Source organism: Bradyrhizobium sediminis, assembly GCF_018736105.1.
Lineage (GTDB): Bacteria > Pseudomonadota > Alphaproteobacteria > Rhizobiales > Xanthobacteraceae > Bradyrhizobium.
This window is the reverse complement of sequence record NZ_CP076135.1, coordinates 3,846,133-3,869,036: the sequence shown is the minus strand read 5'-3', so window position 1 is coordinate 3,869,036 and position 22,904 is coordinate 3,846,133. Positions and strand designations below refer to the sequence as shown.

The window sequence follows — 22,904 nt, the reverse complement described above, 5'->3', positions numbered from 1 at the left end:
CTCTGCATTCGCCACGTGTGTGGCGACGTGCTAGGAGATCGGCCGGGATATTCGTGACGTGGGGATACCGGGGTTGAGAATATGAGTGCCAAAGGGGCCGCATCGGGGGCGAAGGCCGAGGCGAAGCGTTCGCTTCGCATTGGCGTGATCGGCGCAGGCGTCATGGGCAGCAATCATGCACGCGTGCTGGCCGGCCTGCCGGACATCACGCTGGTCGGCGTCGTCGATCCCCTGCAGGCCCATCGGACGCGTGCGACGGACCTGACCGGCTGCCGCACCTTCTCGAGCCTGGACGATCTGATCGCGGAAGGCGTCGAGGCGGTGACCATTGCCGCGCCGACCCACCTCCATCACGAGGTTGCGCTCGCCTGCATCGCGCACGGCATTCACATCCTCGTCGAAAAGCCGATCGCGCCCTCGGTAGCGGAGGGACAGGAGATCGTCGCCGCGGCCCGCCGCGCCGGCGTGACGCTGATGGTGGGACATGTCGAACGATTCAACCCGGCGGTCGCCGCCATCAAGAAGGCGCTGTCGGGCGAAGACATTCTTTCGATCGCGATCACGCGCGTCGGCCCGTTTCCGCCGCGGATGTCGAATGTCGGGGTGGTGATCGACCTTGCCGTGCACGACATCGATCTGATCCGCTGGTTCACCGAGTCCGATATCGTCGAGGTGCAGCCGCAGCTTTCCAGCGCCGTCGCCGAGCGCGAGGATATCGCGCTGTTGCAGTTCCGCACCGCCTCCGGCGTGCTCGCGCACATCAACACCAACTGGCTGACGCCGTTCAAGGCGCGCAGCGTCACGGTCGCGACCCGCGGCAAATATGTGATGGGCGATCTCTTGACGCGTCAGGTCACCGAGTGCTTCGGCTTCAAGCCGGACGGCAGCTATTCGATGCGCCATCTGCCGGTCGGCCATGACGAGCCGTTGCGCGCCGAATTGATCGCGTTCATTCATGCCGTGCGCTCCGGCAACGTGCCGGCGGTGACCGGCGATGAAGGCGTCGCCAGTCTCGAAATCGCGATCCAATGCCTGGAAACTCCCGCAAAGCCGACCGCCGCCTCAGCAGCCCTCAAGGGGCCGCGCCGCGTCGTCGGCTAGCAAACGCGCCGATGTCCCACTCTCGATCCCCGCAAGGCTCCATGAACCAGCACCTGCGTCCAGAACCCGTTCCCTTCATCGACATCGCCGCGCAGCGCCGCCGGCTCGGCCCGTCGATCGACGAGGCGGTTTCCCGCGTGCTGACGCATTGCCAGTTCATCAACGGTCCGGAAGTGACCAGGCTCGAGGCTGCGCTCGCCGAGTTCAGCGGGGCAAAGCATGTCGTGAGCTGCGCCAGCGGCACCGATGCGCTGCTGATGGTGCTGATGGCCATGGATGTCGGCCGCGGCGATGCGGTGTTCTGTCCGTCGTTCACGTTTTGCGCGACCGGCGAGGCGGTGGCGCTGACGGGTGCTACGCCGGTGTTCGTCGACGTCGATGAAACGACCTTCAACATGGACGTCGACTCGCTGAAGCGCGGCATCGCGGCCGCGACGAGACTCGGCCTCAAGCCGAGGGCGGTGATTCCGGTCGACCTGTTCGGGCAAAGCGCCGACCATGACGCCATCGGCGGGATCGCGGCAGCCGAGGGCATGTTCGTGCTCGACGACGCGGCACAGGCTTTCGGCGCCACCTACAAGGGCCGCCGCCTCGGCACCGCGGGCCTCGCCACCGCGACCAGCTTCTTCCCCGCAAAACCGCTCGGATGCTTCGGCGACGGCGGCGCGATCCTCACCGACGATGCGAAACTCGCGGACACGCTGCGCAGCGTCCGCGTCCACGGCCAGGGCTCGGACAAATACGACAATGTCCGGCTCGGGCTCACCGCGCGGCTCGACACCATGCAGGCGGCGATCCTGATCGAGAAACTGAAGATTTTCGAGGACGAGATCGCCGCGCGCAACCAGGTCGCCGAGCGCTATGCGCGAGGCCTCGGCAACGTAGTGACGGTGCCGCGTCTCGCCGGCGGTTGCGCCTCGGTCTGGGCGCAATACACCATCCGGCTGCCGAAAGGCTGCGACCGCGACGGTTTCGCGGCCGCGCTCAAGGCGCAGGGTATTCCGACCGCGATCTATTATCCGAAATCCATGCACCAGCAGACCGCCTACCGGCATTTCCCGGTCGCCGACGGCGGCCTGCCGGCGAGCGAAAGGCTTTCGGACGACGTCATCAGCCTGCCGATGCATGCCTATCTCGACGAACCGACGCAGGAGCGCGTCATCAGGGCTGTGCGCGGCGCGGTTGGCGCATGAGCCCGACCGGAAGGGCCGCGTTGGCGCAAAGTGGCATCCGGTTTTCGGAAAAGATCATGCGCAAACAGGGAATCGTCTGATTTCGCCGTTTTGCAGCGCCGCCGCTTGCTGTAGAAGCGGCTGATGCTCGGACGTATCTTCACCGTCGGCGGCTTTACGCTCCTTTCGCGGCTGACCGGCTTCGCGCGCGACATCATGCTGGCCGCGATTCTCGGCGCCGGTCCGGTGGCGGATGCGTTCTTCGTGGCGTTGCGGCTGCCCAATCATTTTCGCGCGATCTTCGCCGAGGGCGCCTTCAATGCGGCGTTCGTGCCGGCCTACGCCCATGTCCACGGCGAGCGCGGCGCGGCGTCGGCGCGATTGTTCGCCGACCGCATCTTCACCCTGCTGTTTCTGACGCAGCTGGTGCTGCTGGTCGTCGCATGGCTGTTCATGCCGCAGGTGATCGCCGTCCTGGCGCCGGGATTTACCGACGATCCGGCCCGCGGCGAGCTCGCGATCGCGCTGACCCGGATCACTTTCCCCTATCTGCTGCTGGTGACGCTGGTGACGCTCTATGGCGGCATGCTCAACGTGATGCACCGCTTCGCCAGCGCCGCGGCGGCGCCGATCTTCCTCAATCTGTCGATGATGGCGACGCTGGCGCTGGCGGCGTTCTTTCCCGGCGCCGGCTATGCTGCGGCGTGGGGCGTGTTGGTCGCGGGCTTCCTCGAATTCTTCCTGCTGGCGGGCGACGCGGCCAAGAGCGGCATCCTGCCGCGGTTCGCGCCGCTCAAGCTCGACGAGGATGTCCGCGCCTTCTTTCGCGCGCTGGGGCCAGCGACGCTGGGCTCGATGGGAACCCAGGTCGCGCTGTTTGCCGACACCATCATCGCGACGTTCCTGCCGGCGGGAGCGCTGTCGGCGCTGTATTACGCCGACCGGCTCAATCAGCTGCCGATCGGTGTCATCGGCATCGCCATCGGCACCGTGCTGCTGCCGGAGATGTCGCGCAGCCTGACCTCGAACGACCAGGCCGGCGCGATGGCGTCGCAGCGGCGCGCCTTCGAGTTCACGTTGTTGTTCTCGGTGCCGTTCGTCGCCGCTTTCCTGACCGTGCCCGACGTCATCATGCGGGCGATGTTCACCCGCGGCGCGTTCACGAAGGCCGACGCCGCGGCGGCCGGCGCCACGCTCGCGGCCTACGCGATCGGGCTGATCCCGTTCGTGCTGATCCGCAGCGCGGTCGCGACCTTCTACGCCCGCAAGGATACCGCGACGCCGGTCAAGGCGGCGCTGACCGGGGTCGCGGTCAATGTCGCGCTGAAGATCGCGCTGGTGGGCGCGCTCGCCCAGGTCGGCCTCGCGCTCGCGACCGCGGCCGGGGCCTGGATCAATCTGTTGCTGGTGGTCGGGTTTGCGGTGCGGGCAGGGTATCTCGATCTCGACCGCGCGCTGATGCAGTCGCTGGCGAAGTTTGTCTCCTGCGGAATCGTATTGGCGGCGGCGCTCTGGTTTGCGGCCTGGTTCGCGACCCCGCAGCTCGCGCATCTGGGCGTGCTGCGCGACGAGGCGGTGCTGCTGTTGCTGGTGGTTACCGGCGCGGTTGTATATGCCGGCTCGATCCTGCTGCTGTTTGGCCGCAATTGGCTGCTGTCGCTGGTTCGTTCTTCATAAATTCACTCGATATTTCAAGTGTATACGACCGATGCCGCGATCGTCCGCCGCACTGGCTCCTTTTTGCAACATTCGCGAGTAAAATGCTGGAGGGTGCAACTCTGCATCCCCTCGACCGGGAATCCCCGTTAAGATCGCGCCAAGTTTCGAGTTGATCTTACGAACAGGGGCTTCCCATGCGCGCTTCGACATTCAAGGCACTCGCGACCGCGGCCTTCGCCGCGATGGCAGCAATTCCGGCAGCGTCCGCGGCGGATCTCGCTCCGCGCTACACCAAGGCGCCGCCTGTCATGGTTGAGGTCTGGAACTGGACCGGCTTCTATATCGGCGGCAACGCCGGATACAGCTGGGGACGCTCGAACTCCGACGTTTCGTATTTCAACACGGCGACCGGTCTGCCGATCGTGCCGCCCGCGGGCTCGATCACCAGCGCCGCCTTCGACATGAACGGCGGTATCGCCGGCGGTCAGGCTGGTTACAACTGGCAAACCGGCAGCTGGGTCTGGGGCGTCGAAGCCGACATTCAGTGGTCGGGCGAAAAGGGAAGCTCACGCTTTCTCTGCGCGCCGCTAGCGCAGCTTGGAGGCGCCTGTCTTCCCGGATTGACGGCTCTCATTCCCGGCGTAACCGGAACCAGCCTCGCTCTGGACCAGAGCCTCGAATGGTTCGGCACCGCTCGGCTGCGCGGCGGTTTCCTGGTGTCGCCTCGGGTGCTGCTGTACGGCACGGGCGGTCTGGCCTACGGCTCCATCAAGACCAGCGGCACGCTCTCCGGCTTTACCCCCGGTGATGTCCCGGTCTCTATCTCCGGCTCGAGCACCGAAACGCACCTCGGCTGGACCGTCGGCGCCGGCATCGAGGGCAAGATCACCCAGAACTGGAGCGCCAAGCTCGAATATCTCTATATGGATCTCGGACGCTACGACAGCCTGACCCTGTCTCTCGCGCCGGCCAGCCTGATTGGTGCGCATGTAAGCTCGCACTTCACGGACCACATCCTGCGCGCCGGCATCAACTACCAGTTCGGCGGTCCGGTGGTCGCGAAGTATTGATCCCGACACTAACGCTGCTCCCGACAATCAAAGCCCCGGCATCGCCCGGGGCTTTTTTGTCGGCTGATTGCAGCGCAACCGGGAGCTGAGCTTGCTCCGGCCGCGGCTTCCCGGCTGAAAGCGGTTTGCGCTGGCAGCCGAACCGCTGCAATATGCCCCGCCTTTCATTTGTAACCGGAGATACGATGGCTGCTCCCATCAAGTTCGGCGTCGGTCAAAGCGTCGTCCGCAAGGAAGACGACGCGCTGATTCGCGGCAAAGGCCGCTACACCGACGATCACGCGCCGCAGGCCTCGATGCATGCGCTGGTGCTGCGTTCGCCTCATGCGCACGCGAAATTCACCATCAACGCCACCCGCGCCAGGAGCCTGCCGGGCATCGGCGCGATCCTGACGGCGGAAGACGTCAAGGATCTCGGCGGCCTTCCCTGCCTGTTCAACCTGGAAGTCAATCCGTTCACCGGCCCGCCTTATGCAATTCTCGCGCGCGACGTGGTGCGCCACGTCGGCGATGCCGTGGCCTTCGTGGTCGCGGACACGGTCGATCAGGCCCGCGACGCGATCGAGGCCATCGAGGTCAACTGGACGCCGCTTCCGGCCACGATCGGCGTCGCCAATGCGGTGAAGAAAGGCGCGCCGCAGGTCTGGCCCGAGCATCCGGGCAATGTGCTGTTCGACGTTCCGATCGGCGACAAGAAGGCGACCGAGGCGGCGTTCGCGAAGGCGCATGCGGTGGCCGAAATATCGATCGTCAATCCGCGGGCGGTGATCAACTTCATGGAGACGCGCGCGGCGGTCTGCGAATACGACGCCAAGCGGGACCACCTGACGCTCACGGTCGGCAGCCAGGGCAGCCACCGGCTGCGCGACATCCTGTGCCAGAACGTGCTGAAAATTCCGGTCGAGAAGATGCGGGTGATCTGCCCGGATGTCGGCGGCGGCTTCGGCACCAAGCTGTTTCCCTATCGCGAATATGCGCTGATCGCGGTCGCCGCGCGCCGGCTGCGTCGCAGCGTCAAGTGGACGGCTGATCGCTCCGATCATTTCGTGGGCGACGCGCAGGGCCGCGACAACGTCACCACGGCGCGGATGGCGCTCGGTCAGGACGGCAAGTTCCTCGGCATGGACGTCGACCTGATGGGCGACATGGGCGCCTATCTGTCGACCTTCGGCCCCTACATTCCGCATGGCGGCGCCGGCATGCTGCCCGGACTCTACGATATCCAGGCTTTCCATTGCCGGGTCCGCACCGTGTTCACCCACACCGTGCCGGTCGACGCCTATCGCGGCGCCGGACGTCCCGAAGCCGCCTATGTCGTCGAGCGGCTGGTCGACGCCGCCGCGCGCAAGCTCGGGATGACGCCGGACGCCATCCGCCGCAAGAATTTCATCTCGCCGCGCGCGATGCCCTACAAGACCGCGACCGGCAAGGTCTACGATTCCGGCGACTTCACCGCGCATATGAAGCGGGCGATGGAAATCGCCAACTGGAAGGAATTTCCCAAGCGCGCCAAGGCCGCGAAGAAGCAGGGTCTGGTGCGCGGCATCGGACTCGGCACCTATGTCGAGGTCTGCGGCACCATGGGCGAGGAGACCGCCAATGTGGCGCTCGATCCCGATGGCGGCGTCACCATCCTGATCGGCACGCAATCGAGCGGGCAGGGCCACCAGACCGCCTATGCGCAGATCGTCGCCGAGCAGTTCGGGCTGACGCCGGATCGCGTTCGCACCCTGCAGGGCGATACCGACAAGATCGCCACCGGCCTCGGCACCGGCGGTTCGGCGTCGATACCGACCGGCGGCGTCAGCGTCGAGCGCGCCACCCGCACCCTGGGTGCGAATTTGCGCGAGATCGCCGCCGAGGCGCTGGAAACCAGCGCCGGCGACCTCGAGATCAGCGGCGGCATCGTGCGGATCGCCGGCACCGACCGCTCGATCACCTTCGCCGATCTCGCCAGGCGGCCGGGCGTCGACCCGTCGAAGCTGAAGGCAAGCGCTACCTTCACCAGCGCCGACGGCACCTTCCCCAACGGCACTCACCTCGCCGAAGTCGAGATCGATCCCGCCACCGGCATCATCCGGATCGTCAGCTACGTGATCGTCGACGACTTCGGGGTGACGCTGAATCCGCTGCTGCTCGCCGGCCAGGTTCACGGCGGCGCGATGCAGGGGATCGGCCAGGCCCTGATGGAACACGCGGTCTATGATCCCAAGAGCGGCCAGCTCGTCACCGGCACGCTGATGGACTACGCGCTTCCGCGCGCCACCGATGGTCCGTCATTCGTGTTCGAGACCCACAACGTCCCCTGCAAGACCAATCCTTTGGGGGTGAAGGGCGCGGGGGAAGCGGGCGCGATCGGCTCCTGCCCGGCGGTCGTCAATGCGATCATCGACGGGCTGTGGCGCGAATACAAGATCGACCACATCGATATGCCGGCCACCCCCGAGCGGGTCTGGATCGCGATCCGCGAGCACCAGCGCCGGCACAGTCTCTGATATTTCGTCGCGCCGCGGGAATGAAAATCGCGGCGCGGGGTTGGGCCATAGTCAGCGCAGTTCGCCGACCGCGGACGGGCGCGCTCAAAGCAGGGGGATTCGACTGATGATGATGCGAACTGTCGTGGCGGTGGGAACGTTGTTGCTGGGTGTGGGCGCGGTGGTGGCGCAGCAGGACCTGGTCAAGCAGGCCCAGACCGAGATGAAGGGCAACGGCAAGAATGCGGGCGCCCTCGGGGCGATGTTCAAGGGCGAGAAGCCCTACGATCAGGCTACCGTCGATAGCGCGCTGGCGCAGTTCGAGGGCACCGCCAAGAAGCTCCCGACGCTGTTTCCGGCAAGCGTCAAGGGCCTGAAGCCGGAAGGCGACTACAGCGCCTCGCCCAAGATCTGGGAAGACAAGGCCGGCTTCGACGCCAAGATCGCGAGCTTCGCCAAGGTGGTGGCCGAGGCCAAGGCCAAGATCAAGGATCTCGACTCGCTGAAAGCGAATTTCCCCGGCATCGGCAAGGAATGCGGCGGCTGCCACGAGACCTTCCGCCTCAAGAACGGCTAGTCCGGGCTTGAACGAACAAAGGGCGGACGCCTGAAGCGTCCGTCCTTTTCGTACTCTTGCGACGAAATTTACTTCACTTCGTCACCTCAGGTGCGAAGTCTTACTTCGTCACCTCAGGTGCGAAGTCCTTACTTCGTCACCTCAGGTGCGAAGTCCTTACTTCGTCACCTGACCGCGGATTTCGCCGGCCGGATTGGCTGCGGTGTGGATGTTGATGTAGTACTTGCCGGCCATCAGGTCGGCGGCTTGGGCGTCGGTCAGGGTGGCGCTGCCTTCGACCGGGCTCTTGGCGGCATTGGGGATCGCCAGTGCGACGCCGCCGTTGGCGCCGGCTGCGGCGGGGCCGTGGAAATGCGCGGCGGTCGCCGGCCCGGAAAGCCCCGAATAGGTCAATTTCCAGCTTAGCTTCTTGGTGGCGGCGTCGTAGTCGATGTCGGCGGTGCCTTTCCCGGCCGAGGTGGTGGCGGGAACCTCGGCTTTTCCGTCGAGGGTCGCCTTCATCTTGTCGGCGAAGGCGGGTCCGGCAATGGCGACGGCTGCGCCCAAAGCAAGGGTGGCAAGCATGGTCCTGGTCTTCGACATGGTTTTCTCCCTGTTGACGCGAGGCGGTAGTGTCAGTTTCAACCGCGGGATTCCGCTATTATTCCCGCAGGCGTGCTCCAACGCCGTAAATTTTCAGGCAGCCTATGGCTGCAATACCGGCCATACTAGCCGATAGATTCAGGCGGTTGATGACGGATCGGCGAATGCTGCGGCGAACTTTCTTTGGCCTTGTCGTTACCGCCGTCATCGGCTGTGCGATTTTCTGGTGGCTGACGATCCCGGCGGTCGTCGCCTCGAATGCGTTGCCCGCTTACACGCCGAATCCGGCCAACGGCCTCACAACGTTCAACGCCGGCGGATGTTCCTCCTGCCACGCTGTACCCGGCCAGCCCGATCGCCTGAAACTCGGCGGCGGCCTCGCCATCCCGTCGCCGTTCGGGACCTTCCGCGTGCCCAACATCTCGCCCGACCCTGCCGATGGCATCGGGCGATGGACCGAGGCGGAATTCGTCACGGCGATGCTGAAGGGTACCTCGCCCGCGGGCGGGCACTACTTTCCGGCGTTTCCCTATGCGTCCTACGAGCACGCGAAGGCCGAAGACGTCCGCGACCTCTTTGCCTATCTGAAGACGCTGCCGCCGGTGTCCGGCAAGGCGCCTGGTCACGATGTGCCGTTTCCATTCAATGTCAGGCGCAATGTCGGGATCTGGAAATTTCTGTTCATGGACGGCAAGCCTTCCGCGCCGGATCCGGCGCGCTCGGCGCAATGGAATCGCGGCGCCTATCTGGTGAACGGCCTTGGCCATTGCGCGGAGTGTCACAGCCCACGCAATCTTCTCGGCGGCATCGTCGCTTCGCAGCGCTTTGCGGGCGGACCGAACCCGGAAGGCGAAGGCTGGGTGCCGAACATCACGCAGAAGCGACTTGGCGAGTGGAGCGCCAGGGACTTCGCCTATTTCCTCGAGACCGGGCAGACGCCGGAAGGCGACACCGCCGGCGGATCGATGGCGCGCGTGATCAGGAACACCTCGCAACTCAAGCCTGAGGATCGCGCGGCGATGGCCGAATACCTGAAGTCGCTGCCGCCGGTGGAGGGACCGCCGAGGCCGAAGAAGGCGGCGAAATCGTAAGCTTCTCCCTCTCCCCGCGAGCGGGGAGAGGTGAGTGATATGGCCACATCGCTAGAACGTATTGACCAGGCCGGCCTTGGCGAGCGCCGCCTTGCGCGCGCTCATCCACTCCTCGGTGAATTTTGCGGGATCGGCCGACGGGCTGCCCTTGTTGAAGTCGGTCCACGCCGCGGCCAGAATCTCCTGCCGCTTGAACAGCGCGTTGTTGTGCTTCTCCTGGTCGTCGCTCCAGGCCCCGGCCTCCTTCAGCGCCTTGACTGCGCCCTTGTGCACCGGCACCGCCCAGTTCTTGGTCTGCCCCTTCACCGCAAGCCCGCTGGCGCCTGGCGCGCCGTCCTTGTATCCGTCATAGCCTTCGATCAGCGCCTTGGTCAGCATGTAGACCTCGTTCTCGGCCTGGCTGCCGTAGACCGTGTAGATCGGATACGGATAGGTGCCGATCTCGATCGGCTTGTCCTTGGAAAATTCGCTGCCGGCGCCGCAGGTGGCTTTGTGCTCGGTGAAGAACGGCCCGACCTTGCGCACGCGATCCCAGCCCGCCTTGTCGGAGTGCGGCAGGGGAGGCCAGACGATACCGCGCGGCGAGGTCTGCAGCTCCTTGGCTGGCCCGGCGATGGTCGATCCGAACATCGCATCGACGTCGTTGTTGTTGGCACCTTTCCACATCGCGTTGTTGCTGGCGAATTCGACGATCTTGACATCCTTGGCCGTCAGACCGGCGAACGCCAGCATCGCCAGCGCATTCTGGTTGAGCGCGGGCGAGCCGACGACGAAGCCGACGCGCTTGCCCTTCAACTCCGCCAGGGTCTTCACCCCGACGTCGCCGGCGACCGCCAGCGAAAGGCCGTTGCAGTCGACCGAACTCAGTGTGATCTGGACCGCCTGCGGTCCCCATTCCCGTGTCGCGAATTCGAACACGCCTTCCTGCGAGAAATAGACGCCGGCGCCCATCGCCGAGATCGTTGCGCGGTTGAGGCGCAGCGGCTGCAGGCGGGCGACGTCGTTGCCGGCGGGCAGGACGCGTGCGTCCGTGCCGTACTTGTCCTTGAACATCTTGCCGATCGCGACGGTGATGTTGAATCCGGACGTGCCGGTGTCATAGGCCGTCATCGTCACGCTTGGCGGCAATTTCACCTGCGCGACCGCGGTCGATGTCGCAACCGCAGTTCCGGCCAGTACAATGGCCGCAAGCTTCATGATCGGATTGATCATTCCATTCCTCCCGTTGGGGCTGACGTTGCAGCCTTGAGACGCTTTTCGCCGAGGCTCGCTCGCCCGCAAAGGACGCCGGCTGCCAAAGGCTCGCGCATTGAAACGGATGCTCGCGGATTTCCGGCTATCCCGCAAGGCGGAAGCGAAACGGGGGAGACGGACCCGCGTCGGCTCGAAGCCGGGACCGAAGCCGCTCGTCCTGTCGCCGGTCGCGCTTTTCTTATGAATTCTCAATTGCCGAACAGTGCGGCAGCCCGGCGCATCACGTCTTCGCGCGCCGTGCTGTTGGCGTCGACCGACTGTCGCTTCTTGCCGGGGTCGTCGAAATTGTGCGTTGCCCCGGCATACTCGACGATCCTGACCGGCTCACCCCTGCTTTCAGCGGAATCGAGCACTCGGTGGCAAACCGCGGGCGAAACCTCTTGGTCGCCGGACGCGAGGAAGACCGTTACCGGCGAGGCAGCCTTGTAGTCCTGCGAGATCAGGGCGCGAGGACCGCAACCCGGATACAATGCGATCGCGGCGCGAAATCCGCCGGAGGGCAGGGAGGTTTGGCGGTACATGACATTGAGTGCCGTGCTCGCGCCGTTTGACCAGCCCTGCAGATAGATTTTCCCGGGTGTCACATCACGGCGCGATTGCAGATATCTCAACGCGCCCTCCGCATCGAGCGGACGGACCGTCCGCTCATTCACGTCGTCGCGGTCCGGGTTGCCGTGACTGAACCGACCGAAACCGTGCGCCTTGTTTCGCGGTCCGAAACTGTCGGGCAGCAACGCGAGATAGCCGCGTCCGGCCCAATAGGTGCCCCACGCCGCGTGACGTTTGGAGAGGGTCGAGGCGTTGCAAGGCGACCCGTTGTCCCTTGCGACTAGCGTGCATCCCCGATGGACGTTGGAGGAATATGGCCCGGCTCTGCCATGCAACATCACGACTGCGGGATGCGGGCCTGCGGTCGGCGGAACAAACAAATAACCTGCAAGCTGGGTGCGGCCGTCGGCGCTGGCAAAGTATACGGTTTCCGGCGCTGCACCGGCACCGGCGGCAACGAGGCTTCCGGCACAGGCCATCATGATCGTCGCGAAAAATTTCCGCCGCGCCATCCGGTCCCTCTGATTGTCGCGAACACTCGGGTCGGGGGCACGGCGGCCCCTTGAAGCGGATGGCGTCCGGGCAGGTCAGGCCCGGTGCAGACGCTAGCCTGGGCCGAACGCCTTGAAGGTGATGATGGTGTGGGTGTCCTGGATGCCGGGAATGACCTGCACCTTCTCGTTGACGAAATGGCCGATGTCGGTGTCGTTGTCGACGTAGAACTTGACCAGCAGGTCGTAATCGCCGGCGGTGGAATAGATCTCCGAGGCGATCTCGGCCTCGGCGAGCGCATTGGCGACGGCGTAGGATTGGCCGAGCTTGCATTTGAACTGTACGAAAAAGGGAACCATCGCTGTCGTCTCCAGAAGGCGTCTCGTTGGTGGCAATATAGCGTTTTCGAGCGACGTGGATACCGCTTCGCGGCAAGAAAACACAGCTGCTGGAAAGAGCCAAATTCAACGGCTCATGGCAAGCGAACTTGCTGGCAATGGCGCGTCGGGTTAGGACAATGCATGCCCACGCTGGACGATCCGGAATTCCCGCGAGCCGAACCATGACAATCCCGATCGCGCTCACCATCGCCGGCTCGGATTCGTCAGGCGGCGCCGGTATCCAGGCCGACCTGAAGAGTTTTGCCGCGCTCGGCGTCTACGGCGCCTCCGTCATCACGGCCCTGACCGCGCAGAACACGCGCGGCGTCACCGGCATTCATCAGGTGCCCGCCGATTTCGTCACCGCGCAGATCGACGCGGTATTCGACGATCTCGAGGTCAGGGCCGTCAAGATCGGCATGGTGGCGGAGCTTGCGGTCATCGACGCCATCGCCGCGGGGCTGAAGAAGTGGTCGCCGCAACACATCGTGCTCGATCCCGTGATGGTCGCGACCTCGGGTGACCGCCTGCTGGCCGCGGACGCCATCGAAGGTTTGCGGACCAAACTCATCCCGCTGGCCTCGCTGATCACGCCCAATTTGCCGGAAGCCGCCGCGCTCTTGAACGAGCCGCCCGCCGCCGGCGAGGCCGCGATCGAGAGCCAGGGCAGGCGGCTGTTGGCGATGGGCTGTCCCGCGGTGCTGATCAAGGGCGGCCACGGGCAGGGCGCCGAGAGCATCGACTATCTCGTCAGGAATAGCGGCGTCATCGCGCTGGCGGCGCCGCGCATCGCCACCGGCAACACCCACGGCACCGGTTGCTCATTGTCCTCCGCCATCGCGGCGGGCCTTGCGAAAGGCGAGGACCTGGAAACCGCGGTGCGCAACGCCAAGGCCTGGGTCAGCGCCGCGATCGCCGCGGCCGACCGGCTCGGCGTCGGCCACGGCCACGGGCCGATCCATCATTTTTACCGGTTTTACTGAACTCTCGTCCTGCGTGTGGTCCCCGAATGCGGCGATTACGGTGACAGTGCTGGACTGTCACCGTAATGCGCGAAGCCACGCCACATCCTTACCTGTCATCACCCGCGAAAGCGGGTGACCCAGTATTCCAGAGACGTCAGTGATTGAACCGATAAGCCGCAGCGTACTGGATCCCCCGCATGCGCGGGGGATGACGACTGTTGTGGTGGCGGACATCATTGGCAACGACCAAAGCCGCTGCGTATGGGGCTCGGATCGCGCTCGCTTGTCCAGGACGACGGATGAAGAGAGGCCTGTCGCTCAATTGTCGTACGGCACTGCTACTTGCCATTCGAACGCACACCATTGATTCGTGTTTGCCCTCCTTCGGATGCCGCATGAACACTTCCGATCTCGACCGCAGCATCGTTGAAACCGCCTATGCGCGGTGGGCGCCGATCTATGACGCGGTGTGCGGGCCGGTCATGGTCAATGGCCGCCGCGCGGCGGCGAAGGCGGCGCGGGCGATCGGCGGCAGGATTCTCGAGGTCGGCGTCGGCACCGGTCTGTCGTTCGACGATTACGATGCGTCCACCGAAGTCACCGGCATCGACCTGTCCGCGCCGATGCTGGCGAAGGCGCGGGCGAAAATGGCGAGTGGGCGCTATCCTTACGTGAAGGATGTGCAGCTGATGGATGCGCACCGGATGGCGTTTGCGGATGCGACCTTCGATTGCGTGGTGGCGCAGTTCGTCATCACGCTGGTGGCTCATCCCGAGCAGGTGCTGTCCGAGTGCCACCGCGTGGTGAAGCCGGGTGGGCGGATCATCCTGGTCAACCATCTCTATTCGGAGAAAGGCGTCGCCGCTGCGGTCGAGCGGTGGGCCGCGCAGCGCACCCGCGGGCTCGGCCTGCGGCCGGAATTTCCGTTCGCGCGGCTGCAGGCATGGGCGGAAGGCAACGACGACGCCATTCTGGTCGAGCGGCGCAAGGTGGCGCCGTTCGGGATCTACACACTGGTCTGTTTCGAACGCGCGGTATCCTCGGCAGCCTAGACTGTCATCGCGCTGTCACGGAGTTCTGTTAGCTGCTCGCGCATGGGAATGACGCTATGAGTGAAGAGTTGCCGGACCGGCGCTTTCGCACTTTGTTTATCTCCGACGTCCATCTCGGAGCCCGCGGCTCGCAAGCCGGCCAGTTGCTGGATTTCCTGCGCTGCCATGACGCCGACACCATCTATCTGGTCGGCGATATCGTCGACGGATGGGCGCTGCAGTCGAGCTGGTACTGGCCGCAATCGCATAACGACTTCGTGCAGAAACTGCTGCGCAAGGCGCGCAAGGGCGCCAAGATCATCTATGTGCCCGGCAACCACGACGAGTTCCTGCGCAACTATTACGGCACGCATTTCGGCGGCATCGACGTCGTGGAAAACACCATCCATACCGGGGTCGACGGCAGGCGTTATCTGGTGATCCACGGCGATATCTTCGATCTCGTGGTGCAGAATGCGCGCTGGCTCGCCCATCTCGGCGACAAGGCCTACGATTTCGCGATCCGGATGAACCGTCTCGTCAACGCCTTCCGGCGGTGGTTCGGCGTGCCCTATTGGTCGCTGTCGCAATGGGCCAAGCTGAAGGTCAAGAACGCGGTCAACTATATCGGCGCCTTCGAACAGACGCTGGCCGCCGAGGCGCGGCGTCACGGCGCCGACGGCGTGATCTGCGGCCACATTCACTACGCCACCATCCGCGACGAGCATGACATCCGCTACATGAATTGCGGCGACTGGGTGGAGAGCTGCACCGCGCTGGCCGAGCACGAGGACGGCCGCTTTGAAATCATCACCTGGACCGATCCGCTGCGGCGGACGGTGCCTGTCGCCGCGGTGGCGGCGCGCGCCGCCTGATGCGCGTCCTGGTCGCGACCGACGCATGGCATCCGCAGGTCAACGGCGTGGTGCGGACGCTGACCATGATGGCCGAGGCGGCAAGGTCGCTCGGCGTCGATGTCGGCTTTCTCACGCCGCAATCGTTCCGCACCGTCGCATTGCCGAGTTACCCGGATCTGCGCTTGGCGTTGCCGTCTCCTGCGACGATCGCCCGCTTGATCGGTGAAGCCCGGCCCGACAGCATCCACATCGCAACCGAAGGCCCGATCGGACTGGCGACGCGGCACTATTGCCGCAAGCACGGCTTGCCGTTCACGACGAGCTTTCACACCCGCTTTCCTGAATACATCTCCGCGCGGCTGCCGATCCCGGAGTCCTGGATCTGGGCGGCGCTACGCTGGTTCCACGGCGCGAGCCAGGCGGTGATGGCGGCGACGCCGGCGCTGGCCAGTGAATTGCGCATGCGCGGCTTCCGCAACGTGGTGCTGTGGCCGCGCGGGGTCGACACCAGCCAGTTTCATCCGCGCGCGGTCGACCTCGGCCTGCCGCGGCCGGTGTTCCTCAGTGTCGGCCGTGTCGCGGTCGAAAAGAATCTGGAGGCGTTTCTCGGCCTCGATCTGCCCGGCACCAAATTGATCGTCGGCGACGGGCCAGCGCGCGCCGGACTCGCCAGGAGATATCCGCAAGCGGTGTTCCTCGGCGCGCGGCAGGGCGAAGAACTGGCCGAGGTCTATGCCGGCGCCGACGTGTTCGTGTTCCCGAGCCGGACCGATACGTTCGGCCTGGTGCTGCTCGAAGCGCTGGCGAGCGGCCTGCCGGTCGCCGCGTTCCCGGTGACCGGGCCGCGCGATGTGATCGGCTCCGCACCGGTCGGCTCCTTGAACGAGGATTTGCAGGTGGCGTGCCTGGCCGCGCTGGCGATTTCGCCGCGGGCCTGCCGCGAATTTGCGGCCGGGAATGGCTGGGAAGCCTCGGCCCGCGCCTTCATCGAGAATATCGCCAATGCCCGCTCGCTCGATCCGAAGGGCGAAGCGGTACAATTTGCGGTGAAAGCGCCGCGTTTGATCGGCTGATCCGCGGTCAAGCGCCTTGCCCGGGCGTCGCGGTACGCGATACAAGTTGGGGGATGAACGCTCAAATCCTGCCTGTCACGTCTGCGGATATCGATGCGGCGGCGCGCGTGCTGGCGCCGTTCGCGGTGCGGACGCCGTTGTTGTCGCCGCCGGTTCTCAGCGAACGCATGGGAACCCGGGTTTTCCTGAAGCCGGAAATGCTGCAGCGAACCGGCTCCTTCAAGTTCCGCGGCGCCTTCAACAAGATGTCGTCGATCCCGCCGGAAAAGCGCGGCGGCGGCGTGGTCGCATTCTCGTCCGGCAACCACGCTCAGGGCGTCGCGCATGCCGCGCAGATCCTGGGCATGCAGGCGACCATCGTGATGCCGTCAGACGCGCCGCTCTCCAAGCGCGAACGCACCAAGGCGTTCGGCGCCGAGGTCGTGCTGTACGACCGCGACCGCGAGGACCGCGAGGCGATCGCCAACGGGATCGCCGAAAAGCGCGGCGCTACCCTGGTGCGGCCCTATGACGATCCGTTGGTGATCGCGGGCCAGGGCACCGTCGGCCGCGAAATCTGCGAGGACATGGCGGCGCTCGGCGTGGCCCCGGATATCGTGATCGCGCCCGCCTCGGGCGGCGGCCTGGTCGCCGGTGTCGCCACCGCGATCAAGGCGCGCTATCCGCAGGCCATGGTGATGTCGGGCGAACCCGAGGCTTTCGACGATCACGCGCGCTCGCTGCGCGCGGGCAGGCGCGAGCCGCACGCTTCCAAGGGCCGCACCATCTGCGATGCGCTGATGGCCTCGATCCCCGGCGAGATCACCTTTGCCATCAACAGCCGGCTGCTGGCGCAGGGCCTCACCGCTTCCGACGCCGAAGTCGGCACCGCGGTCGGATTCGCATTCCGTGAATTGAAGCTGGTGGTCGAGCCCGGCGGCGCGGTCGGGCTCGCGGCGCTGATGGCCGGCCGCATCGATATCAGCGGCAAGAACGTCGTGATCGTACTGTCGGGCGGTAATGTCGACGCGGATATGTTTTCGCGGCTGATCAACTGATCCGACAGGTCACGAGAAGAACGCGATCTTCTCGGCCTGGCTCATGCGCCGGATCGGCGCGAACGGATCGGACGCCGTCATCCTGGGCCGCTGCAGGATGCCGCTGGCGATCAGCGTCGAGCCCAGCGAAGGCTCGGGTTCGGCGGAAGCTTCGGGCGGAGGCTGCAACGGGAATTCAACGGCCTGCGGCTCCACCGCGGCGGCAGCGATCGGCTCCGGTTCCTCGGCGACGATGATGGAGACGGCCGGCGCCAGCTCCGCGACGTGAGTTTCGCCGCCATCCATCTCGAGCGCATCGTCGGCGTCGTAGGGATCCTCCGCGGCCATCTCAAGCGCGATCATGTCGAGGATCGCGTCGTCATGGGCATCGGCGGCTTCGTCCGTGATGACCTCGGCCTCGACCGTTGCGACCGCGGTCTCCGCGACCTCATCGAGCTGTGCTGCCGGGGACGTCATCGCGGCCTCGACGATGTCCTCCGCCATTGCCACCTCGGCGGCGGCGGACATTTCGGCTGTCGGGGCAGGAGCCGATGATGGGGCGGCTGCTTCGACGGCAGGCGCGGTGGTGGTCGCTGCGGCGGCGGCGTCGCCGTCACCGAGCTCCGCGATCCGCTCCGCGATCAGGTCGAAGGCGGCGCCCAGTTCCGTCCGGGGATCGATCGAGGCGATCTGTCCGCAGGCGCCCTCGATGGCGGCGACCTGGCAATCCAGCAGATCGCAGATCCGGCCGTCGGCGCCGATTTCCCGCCAGCGCCAGGAGATCTCTCGGATGATCCGGGCGCCCTTGCGGACCGGGGCAAGCTTGTCCTCGAGCGCCAAGCCATCGAGCGCCGCTGCCGAGGCGCCGCGCGCCTCGTCCACCGCATTCCGGATGGCGGCGAGCGCCTCCGCAAGCCCGTTGTCGGGGGCCGGTTGCGGCTGCCGCTGGGCGGCGAGGCTGTCCTCGATCCGCGCCACCGCGTCGAGCACCATGCGGGTGTCGGCATTGCGGTTGCGCTTGGCGTATTCGCCGAGGAACCAGCGGCCCCGCGAAGTCTCCATGAACGCCTGGCTGATGGCATCATAATCCTCCTCGCTCGGCTGCGCGGCGCGCGCCGAGATCGGGGACAGGGCAAATGCTTCATCAGCCATGCAAGACTCACCGCGCAAATGTCAGCGCGTTGCGTTAACGATCATCACGATATCGAGCGAATCGCAATTGAATTGATGCCGAGCGAATCACAAATCCCCACCGCATCTCAAGCGGCGTCCCGGCGATTCGCGACGCGGCTGGCGCTGTTTTACGGCACGCTGTTCGGCCTCGTCGGCACCCATCTGCCGTTTTTCCCGGTGTGGCTGAAGGCGGTCGGGATCGATGCGTCGTGGATCGGTATCATCACGGCGGTGCCGTCGGTGACGCGGTTCACGGTGCTGCCGTTCATTACCGGCCTTGCCGAAAGGCGTCAGGCGCTGCGCGGCGCCATGATGGTCGCGGCCTGTACGACCGCGCTCGGCTTTGCGCTGGTCGGCACCCAGCAGCAGCCGCTCGCGGTATTCCTCGTCTTCGCCGTCACCGCCTGCCTGTGGACGTCGATGACGCCGCTGACGGATGCCTATGCGCTGCGCGGCGTGGCGCGCTACGGCCTCAATTACGGGCCGCTGCGGCTGTGGGGCTCGGCGGCCTTCGTCGTCGGTGCGCTGGCCTGCGGGCTGCTGGTCGAGGTCATCGCGGCCAGGCACCTGATCTGGGTGATCGCGTCGGTGGCGGCGCTCGGCGCCCTCGTCAGCTTCGGATTGCAGCCGCTCGGTCATCCGAAGCCGGCTGCGGCGACGTCGCACGGCGCCAAGGCGCTGCTGCGCGATCGCGGCTTTCTCGCCATCATCGCGGCGTCGGCGCTGATCCAGGGTAGCCACGCCGCCTATTACGTCTTCGCCTCCATCGCTTGGCAGCAGTCGGGATTGGGCGGGCTGACCATTGCCGGGCTGTGGTCGCTCGGAGTGCTCGCCGAGATCGTGGTGTTCGCGCTGTCGCCGCGGTTCAAGCTGCAGCCTTCGCTGCTGGTCGTGATCGCGGCATTCTGTGCCGTCGCCCGCTGGTCGATCACCGCGCAGGATCCGCCGATCGCGATCCTCGCAATCGTGCAACTGGCGCATGGCCTGACGTTCGGACTGACCATGGTCGGCACCATGAGCCTCCTGGTGCGCCATGTGCCCATTCATGTGATGGCGCGGGCGCAGGGTTATCTGGCGGCCTGCACCGGCATCGTCAGTTCGGCCGCATCGATCTCGTCGGGCGTGATCTTCGCCCGCTACGGCCAGGGCGTCTACTACGTCATGGCCGCGATGGCGCTGTCAGGCGGCATCATCATGTGGCTGGCGCGGCACCGGCTCATAGCGGTTTCGAGCGAAGTGGACGCCGGTTCGCGTTAAGAAACCGCGTCAAAAGCGAATCGCGGATCATCCCCACAGCGCAGCCTCCGGCGGATAGACCACGCTGCCGTCGTAGCGCAGTCCGCCATCGCGGTCGCGCGCCAGCAACAGGGGGCCGTCGAGATCGACGAAGCGCGCCTGCGGCGCCAGTAGCATCGCCGGCGCCATCGCCAGCGAGGTCGCGACCATGCAGCCGATCATGATCTGAAATCCCAGCGCCTGCGCGGCATCCGCCATGACAAGCGCTTCGGTCAGGCCGCCGGTCTTGTCGAGCTTGATGTTGACGGCATCATAGCGCTCGCGCAGTCCGTCGAGCGAGGCGCGATCGTGCACGCTTTCGTCGGCGCAGACGGCCACCGGCCGGCGGATGCGCGCCAGCGTCGCGTCCTGGCCGGCGGGCAGCGGCTGCTCGACCAGCGTGACGCCGGCTTGGGCGCAGTCGGCCAGATTTCGTTCGAGACTGTCCGCCGTCCAGGCCTCGTTGGCGTCGACGATGAGTTCGGATTCGGGCGCGGCCTTGCGCACCGCCGCGATTCGCATCCCGTCGCCATCGCCGCCGAGCTTGATCTTGAGCAGCGGCCGGTGCGCCGCTTTGGCGGTCGCCGCCGCCATCGCCTCCGGCGAGTCCAGCGAGATCGTATAGGCGGTGGTGCAGGGGCGAGGGGCGGGGCGTCCGAGCAGGGTCCAGATGCGTCGGCCGCTGGCCTTGGCCTCGAGGTCCAATAGCGCGCAATCCAGTGCGTTGCGGGCGGCGCCGGCGGGCATGGCGACCTGCAGGGCCTGCCGGTCGAGGCCGCGCGCCAAGGGCGCCTGCATCGCCTGCAGGGCGGCCAGCGTCGCCGCCGGGGTCTCGCCATAACGGGGATAGGGGACACATTCGCCCCGCCCGGTCAGGCCGTCGCGGCTGACCTCGGCCACGACAGTCACCGCCTCGGTCTTGGCGCCGCGGCTGATGGTGAAGGAGCCTGCGATCGGCCAGTGCTCGATTCTGGCGGCCAGGATTGGAGATTTGCTGGAAGTCATTTTAAAATCTGGCAATTTCTGAACCGTGAGCTTGCCCGGCGCAACCAATTATGGCTGGTTAGGGACGTGTTCTACAGGACGGCGGTGACGTGCAGGAACTTTCAATTTCCATGAATAGCGGAGAATCGGCTGAGGTGCTGGCATCGTGAGCGTCGACCCGACATTGGAACGGATTGCCCAGGGCAATGGCCTTGCGCTGTGCGCCGCGGGGTCGTGGACCGCCCGTTTTGCGCCTGATCTCGAGCAGATCGTCGCCGATGCCGAGAAGCTGGCCGGCAGCCGGCCCAACATCTTCATCGATGTCTCGCAGGTCTCCAAACTCGACACCTTCGGGGCCTGGCTGATCGAGCGGCTTCGCCGCAGCCTGACCCAGGGCGGGGTGGAGGCGAAGATCGCAGGCCTTTCGGCCAACTATTCCAGCCTGGTCGACGAAGTCCGCCGGGTGAAGGCGGCACCCGCGCTCGACGCCAGTCCGGTGACGATCACGGGGATGCTGGACCAGGTCGGCCGCAGCGTGGTCGGCGTCGGCGCCACCCTCGTCAGCCTGATCGACATGCTGGGCGCGGTGCTGGCGGCCAGCGGCAGGGTGCTGATCCACCCGAGGGGCTTTCGCCTGACCTCGACCGTGCATCACCTCGAACAGGTGTGCTGGCGCGCGGTGCCGATCATCGTGCTCATCACCTTCCTGATCGGCTGCATCATCTCGCAGCAGGGCATCTTCCATTTCCGCAAATTCGGCGCCGACATCTTCGTGGTCGACATGCTCGGCGTGCTGGTGCTACGCGAAATCGGCGTGCTGCTGGTGGCGATCATGGTCGCGGGCCGCTCCGGCAGCGCCTACACCGCCGAACTCGGCTCCATGAAAATGCGCGAGGAGATCGACGCGCTGCGCACCATGGGGTTCGATCCGATCGAGGTCCTGATCCTGCCGCGGATGCTGGCGCTGGTGATTGCGCTGCCGATCCTCGCCTTCCTCGGCGCAATGGCCGCGCTGTATGGCGGCGGGCTCGTGGCCTGGCTCTATGGCGGGGTCGATCCTGAAGCCTTCCTGCTTCGCTTGCGCGACGCGATCTCGATCGACCATTTCATCGTCGGCCTGATCAAGGCGCCGGTGATGGCGGCGGTGATCGGCATCGTCGCCTGCGTCGAGGGGCTCGCGGTGCAGGGCAGCGCCGAATCGCTCGGCCAGCACACGACCTCATCGGTGGTGAAGGGAATCTTCTTCGTCATCGTGATGGACGGCGTGTTCGCGATCTTCTTCGCATCGATCGGAATGTGACGATGGCGCTGCAACCTTCCGACGCCATCATCCGGGTGCGCGACATTACCGTGCAGTTCGGCTCCACGCGCGTGCTCGACGGGCTCAATCTCGACGTCAAGCGCGGCGAAATCCTGGGCTTCGTCGGCCCGTCTGGGGCCGGCAAGTCGGTGCTGACGCGCACCATCATCGGCCTCGTGCCCAAGCTCGCCGGGCGGATCGAGGTGTTCGGCGTCGATCTCGACGCTGCGGACGCGCGGGCGCGGCGCGGTGTCGAGCGGCGCTGGGGCGTGCTGTTCCAGCAGGGCGCGCTGTTCTCCTCGCTGACGGTGCGGCAGAATATCCAGTTCCCGGTGCGCGAATATCTCGATCTGTCGCAGCGGCTGATGGACGAGATCACCATCGCCAAGCTCGGCATGGTGGGCCTGAAGCCCGAGGTCGCCGACCGGTTCCCGTCGGAACTCTCCGGCGGCATGATCAAGCGTGTGGCGCTGGCACGCGCGCTGGCGCTCGATCCCGAGCTGGTGTTCCTGGATGAGCCGACTTCCGGCCTCGATCCGATCGGCGCCGGCGACTTCGACGAGCTGGTCCGGACCCTGCAGCGTACTTTGGGGCTGACCGTTTTCATGGTAACCCACGACCTCGACAGCCTTTATACGGCTTGCGACCGGATCGCGGTGTTAGGGAACGGTAAGATCATTGCGGCAGGATCGATCGCCGACATGCAGGCCTCGCAGCATCCCTGGCTGAGGCAATATTTCCACGGCAAGCGTGCCCGCGCCGTGATGGGCTAGAGCATGATCCCGAAAAGTGGGTACCGGTTTTCGGAAAAGATCATGCGCAAACGAAA

21 protein-coding genes are annotated in these 22,904 nt (G+C 65.7%); 15 read left to right on the top strand and 6 right to left on the bottom strand.

What is annotated here, in order from left to right:
* The first annotated feature begins 81 nt into the window (after positions 1-81).
* From KMZ68_RS18665 to KMZ68_RS18640, 6 genes are all read left to right on the top strand, one after another.
* Positions 82-1,101 (top strand): Gfo/Idh/MocA family protein, encoded by a 1,020-nt coding sequence (locus tag KMZ68_RS18665; protein WP_215612650.1) that lies wholly within the window; start codon positions 82-84, stop codon positions 1,099-1,101.
* Between the two features lie 41 nt (positions 1,102-1,142).
* Entirely contained in the window at positions 1,143-2,294 is a 1,152-nt protein-coding gene (locus KMZ68_RS18660; RefSeq protein ID WP_215612649.1) for a DegT/DnrJ/EryC1/StrS family aminotransferase, read from the top strand.
* 123 nt (positions 2,295-2,417) lie between these two features.
* Positions 2,418-3,950, top strand: a complete 1,533-nt coding sequence (gene murJ / locus KMZ68_RS18655; protein ID WP_215612648.1) for a murein biosynthesis integral membrane protein MurJ — start codon at positions 2,418-2,420, stop codon at positions 3,948-3,950.
* 176 nt (positions 3,951-4,126) lie between these two features.
* On the top strand, positions 4,127-5,002 hold the full coding sequence (locus tag KMZ68_RS18650; protein ID WP_249779402.1) for an outer membrane protein: 876 nt from the start codon (positions 4,127-4,129) through the stop codon (positions 5,000-5,002).
* A 185-nt stretch (positions 5,003-5,187) separates the two neighbouring features.
* Positions 5,188-7,497 (top strand): xanthine dehydrogenase family protein molybdopterin-binding subunit, encoded by a 2,310-nt coding sequence (locus KMZ68_RS18645; protein ID WP_215612647.1) that lies wholly within the window; start codon positions 5,188-5,190, stop codon positions 7,495-7,497.
* A 109-nt stretch (positions 7,498-7,606) separates the two neighbouring features.
* Complete coding sequence (locus tag KMZ68_RS18640; RefSeq protein ID WP_215616395.1) at positions 7,607-8,053, top strand: c-type cytochrome; 447 nt, start codon at positions 7,607-7,609, stop codon at positions 8,051-8,053.
* 156 nt (positions 8,054-8,209) lie between these two features.
* Here KMZ68_RS18640 and KMZ68_RS18635 read toward each other — a convergent pair whose 3' ends face one another.
* Positions 8,210-8,635, bottom strand: a complete 426-nt coding sequence (locus KMZ68_RS18635) for a CHRD domain-containing protein (protein WP_215612646.1) — start codon at positions 8,633-8,635, stop codon at positions 8,210-8,212.
* 164 nt (positions 8,636-8,799) lie between these two features.
* Between KMZ68_RS18635 and KMZ68_RS18630 the strand changes: the two genes are divergently transcribed.
* Complete coding sequence (locus KMZ68_RS18630; protein WP_215612645.1) at positions 8,800-9,726, top strand: c-type cytochrome; 927 nt, start codon at positions 8,800-8,802, stop codon at positions 9,724-9,726.
* A gap of 51 nt (positions 9,727-9,777) precedes the next feature.
* Here the strand turns inward: KMZ68_RS18630 and KMZ68_RS18625 are convergent, their stop codons facing one another.
* The 3 genes from KMZ68_RS18625 to KMZ68_RS18615 all read right to left on the bottom strand — a co-directional run bounded on the left by KMZ68_RS18625 (position 9,778) and on the right by KMZ68_RS18615 (position 12,380).
* Positions 9,778-10,938: a TAXI family TRAP transporter solute-binding subunit gene (locus tag KMZ68_RS18625; protein ID WP_215612644.1), complete on the bottom strand. Its 1,161-nt coding sequence runs from the start codon at positions 10,936-10,938 to the stop codon at positions 9,778-9,780.
* A gap of 230 nt (positions 10,939-11,168) precedes the next feature.
* On the bottom strand, positions 11,169-12,041 hold the full coding sequence (locus KMZ68_RS18620; protein ID WP_215612643.1) for a dienelactone hydrolase family protein: 873 nt from the start codon (positions 12,039-12,041) through the stop codon (positions 11,169-11,171).
* Positions 12,042-12,134: 93 nt separating this feature from the next.
* A complete protein-coding gene (locus KMZ68_RS18615; protein ID WP_027541873.1) occupies positions 12,135-12,380 on the bottom strand; it encodes an Lrp/AsnC ligand binding domain-containing protein in 246 nt (81 codons plus the stop codon).
* Between the two features lie 203 nt (positions 12,381-12,583).
* Between KMZ68_RS18615 and thiD the strand changes: the two genes are divergently transcribed.
* The 5 genes from thiD (at position 12,584) to KMZ68_RS18590 (ending at position 17,364) form a co-directional block, all read left to right on the top strand.
* Positions 12,584-13,384: a bifunctional hydroxymethylpyrimidine kinase/phosphomethylpyrimidine kinase gene (thiD, locus tag KMZ68_RS18610; protein WP_215612642.1), complete on the top strand. Its 801-nt coding sequence runs from the start codon at positions 12,584-12,586 to the stop codon at positions 13,382-13,384.
* A 377-nt stretch (positions 13,385-13,761) separates the two neighbouring features.
* The gene (locus KMZ68_RS18605; protein WP_215612641.1) at positions 13,762-14,418 is read left to right on the top strand and encodes a class I SAM-dependent methyltransferase; all 657 of its coding nucleotides are present in this window, start codon (positions 13,762-13,764) and stop codon (positions 14,416-14,418) included.
* A gap of 56 nt (positions 14,419-14,474) precedes the next feature.
* On the top strand, positions 14,475-15,272 hold the full coding sequence (locus KMZ68_RS18600) for a UDP-2,3-diacylglucosamine diphosphatase (RefSeq protein WP_215612640.1): 798 nt from the start codon (positions 14,475-14,477) through the stop codon (positions 15,270-15,272).
* Positions 15,272-16,327 carry a glycosyltransferase family 4 protein gene (locus KMZ68_RS18595; RefSeq protein WP_215612639.1) on the top strand — a complete coding sequence of 352 codons (1,056 nt, stop codon included), beginning with the start codon at positions 15,272-15,274 and terminating at the stop codon, positions 16,325-16,327. Before KMZ68_RS18600 ends, KMZ68_RS18595 begins: the two co-directional genes overlap by 1 nt.
* Before the next feature lie 53 nt (positions 16,328-16,380).
* On the top strand, positions 16,381-17,364 hold the full coding sequence (locus KMZ68_RS18590) for a threonine/serine dehydratase (protein WP_215612638.1): 984 nt from the start codon (positions 16,381-16,383) through the stop codon (positions 17,362-17,364).
* A 9-nt stretch (positions 17,365-17,373) separates the two neighbouring features.
* On the opposite strand, the gene KMZ68_RS18585 is transcribed toward KMZ68_RS18590, so the two are convergent.
* Positions 17,374-18,495, bottom strand: coding sequence for a hypothetical protein (locus KMZ68_RS18585; RefSeq protein ID WP_215612637.1), 1,122 nt, complete (start codon positions 18,493-18,495; stop codon positions 17,374-17,376).
* Between the two features lie 75 nt (positions 18,496-18,570).
* Between KMZ68_RS18585 and KMZ68_RS18580 the strand changes: the two genes are divergently transcribed.
* A complete protein-coding gene (locus tag KMZ68_RS18580) occupies positions 18,571-19,773 on the top strand; it encodes an MFS transporter (protein WP_215612636.1) in 1,203 nt (400 codons plus the stop codon).
* A gap of 27 nt (positions 19,774-19,800) precedes the next feature.
* On the opposite strand, the gene dgcA is transcribed toward KMZ68_RS18580, so the two are convergent.
* Entirely contained in the window at positions 19,801-20,796 is a 996-nt protein-coding gene (gene dgcA / locus KMZ68_RS18575; protein ID WP_215612635.1) for an N-acetyl-D-Glu racemase DgcA, read from the bottom strand.
* A gap of 145 nt (positions 20,797-20,941) precedes the next feature.
* On the opposite strand from dgcA, the gene KMZ68_RS18570 reads away from it, so the two are divergent.
* Both KMZ68_RS18570 and KMZ68_RS18565 read left to right on the top strand, forming a co-directional pair.
* Positions 20,942-22,075: an ABC transporter permease gene (locus tag KMZ68_RS18570; RefSeq protein WP_215612634.1), complete on the top strand. Its 1,134-nt coding sequence runs from the start codon at positions 20,942-20,944 to the stop codon at positions 22,073-22,075.
* 2 nt (positions 22,076-22,077) lie between these two features.
* A complete protein-coding gene (locus KMZ68_RS18565; protein ID WP_215612633.1) occupies positions 22,078-22,848 on the top strand; it encodes an ABC transporter ATP-binding protein in 771 nt (256 codons plus the stop codon).
* The last annotated feature ends 56 nt before the right edge of the window (positions 22,849-22,904 follow it).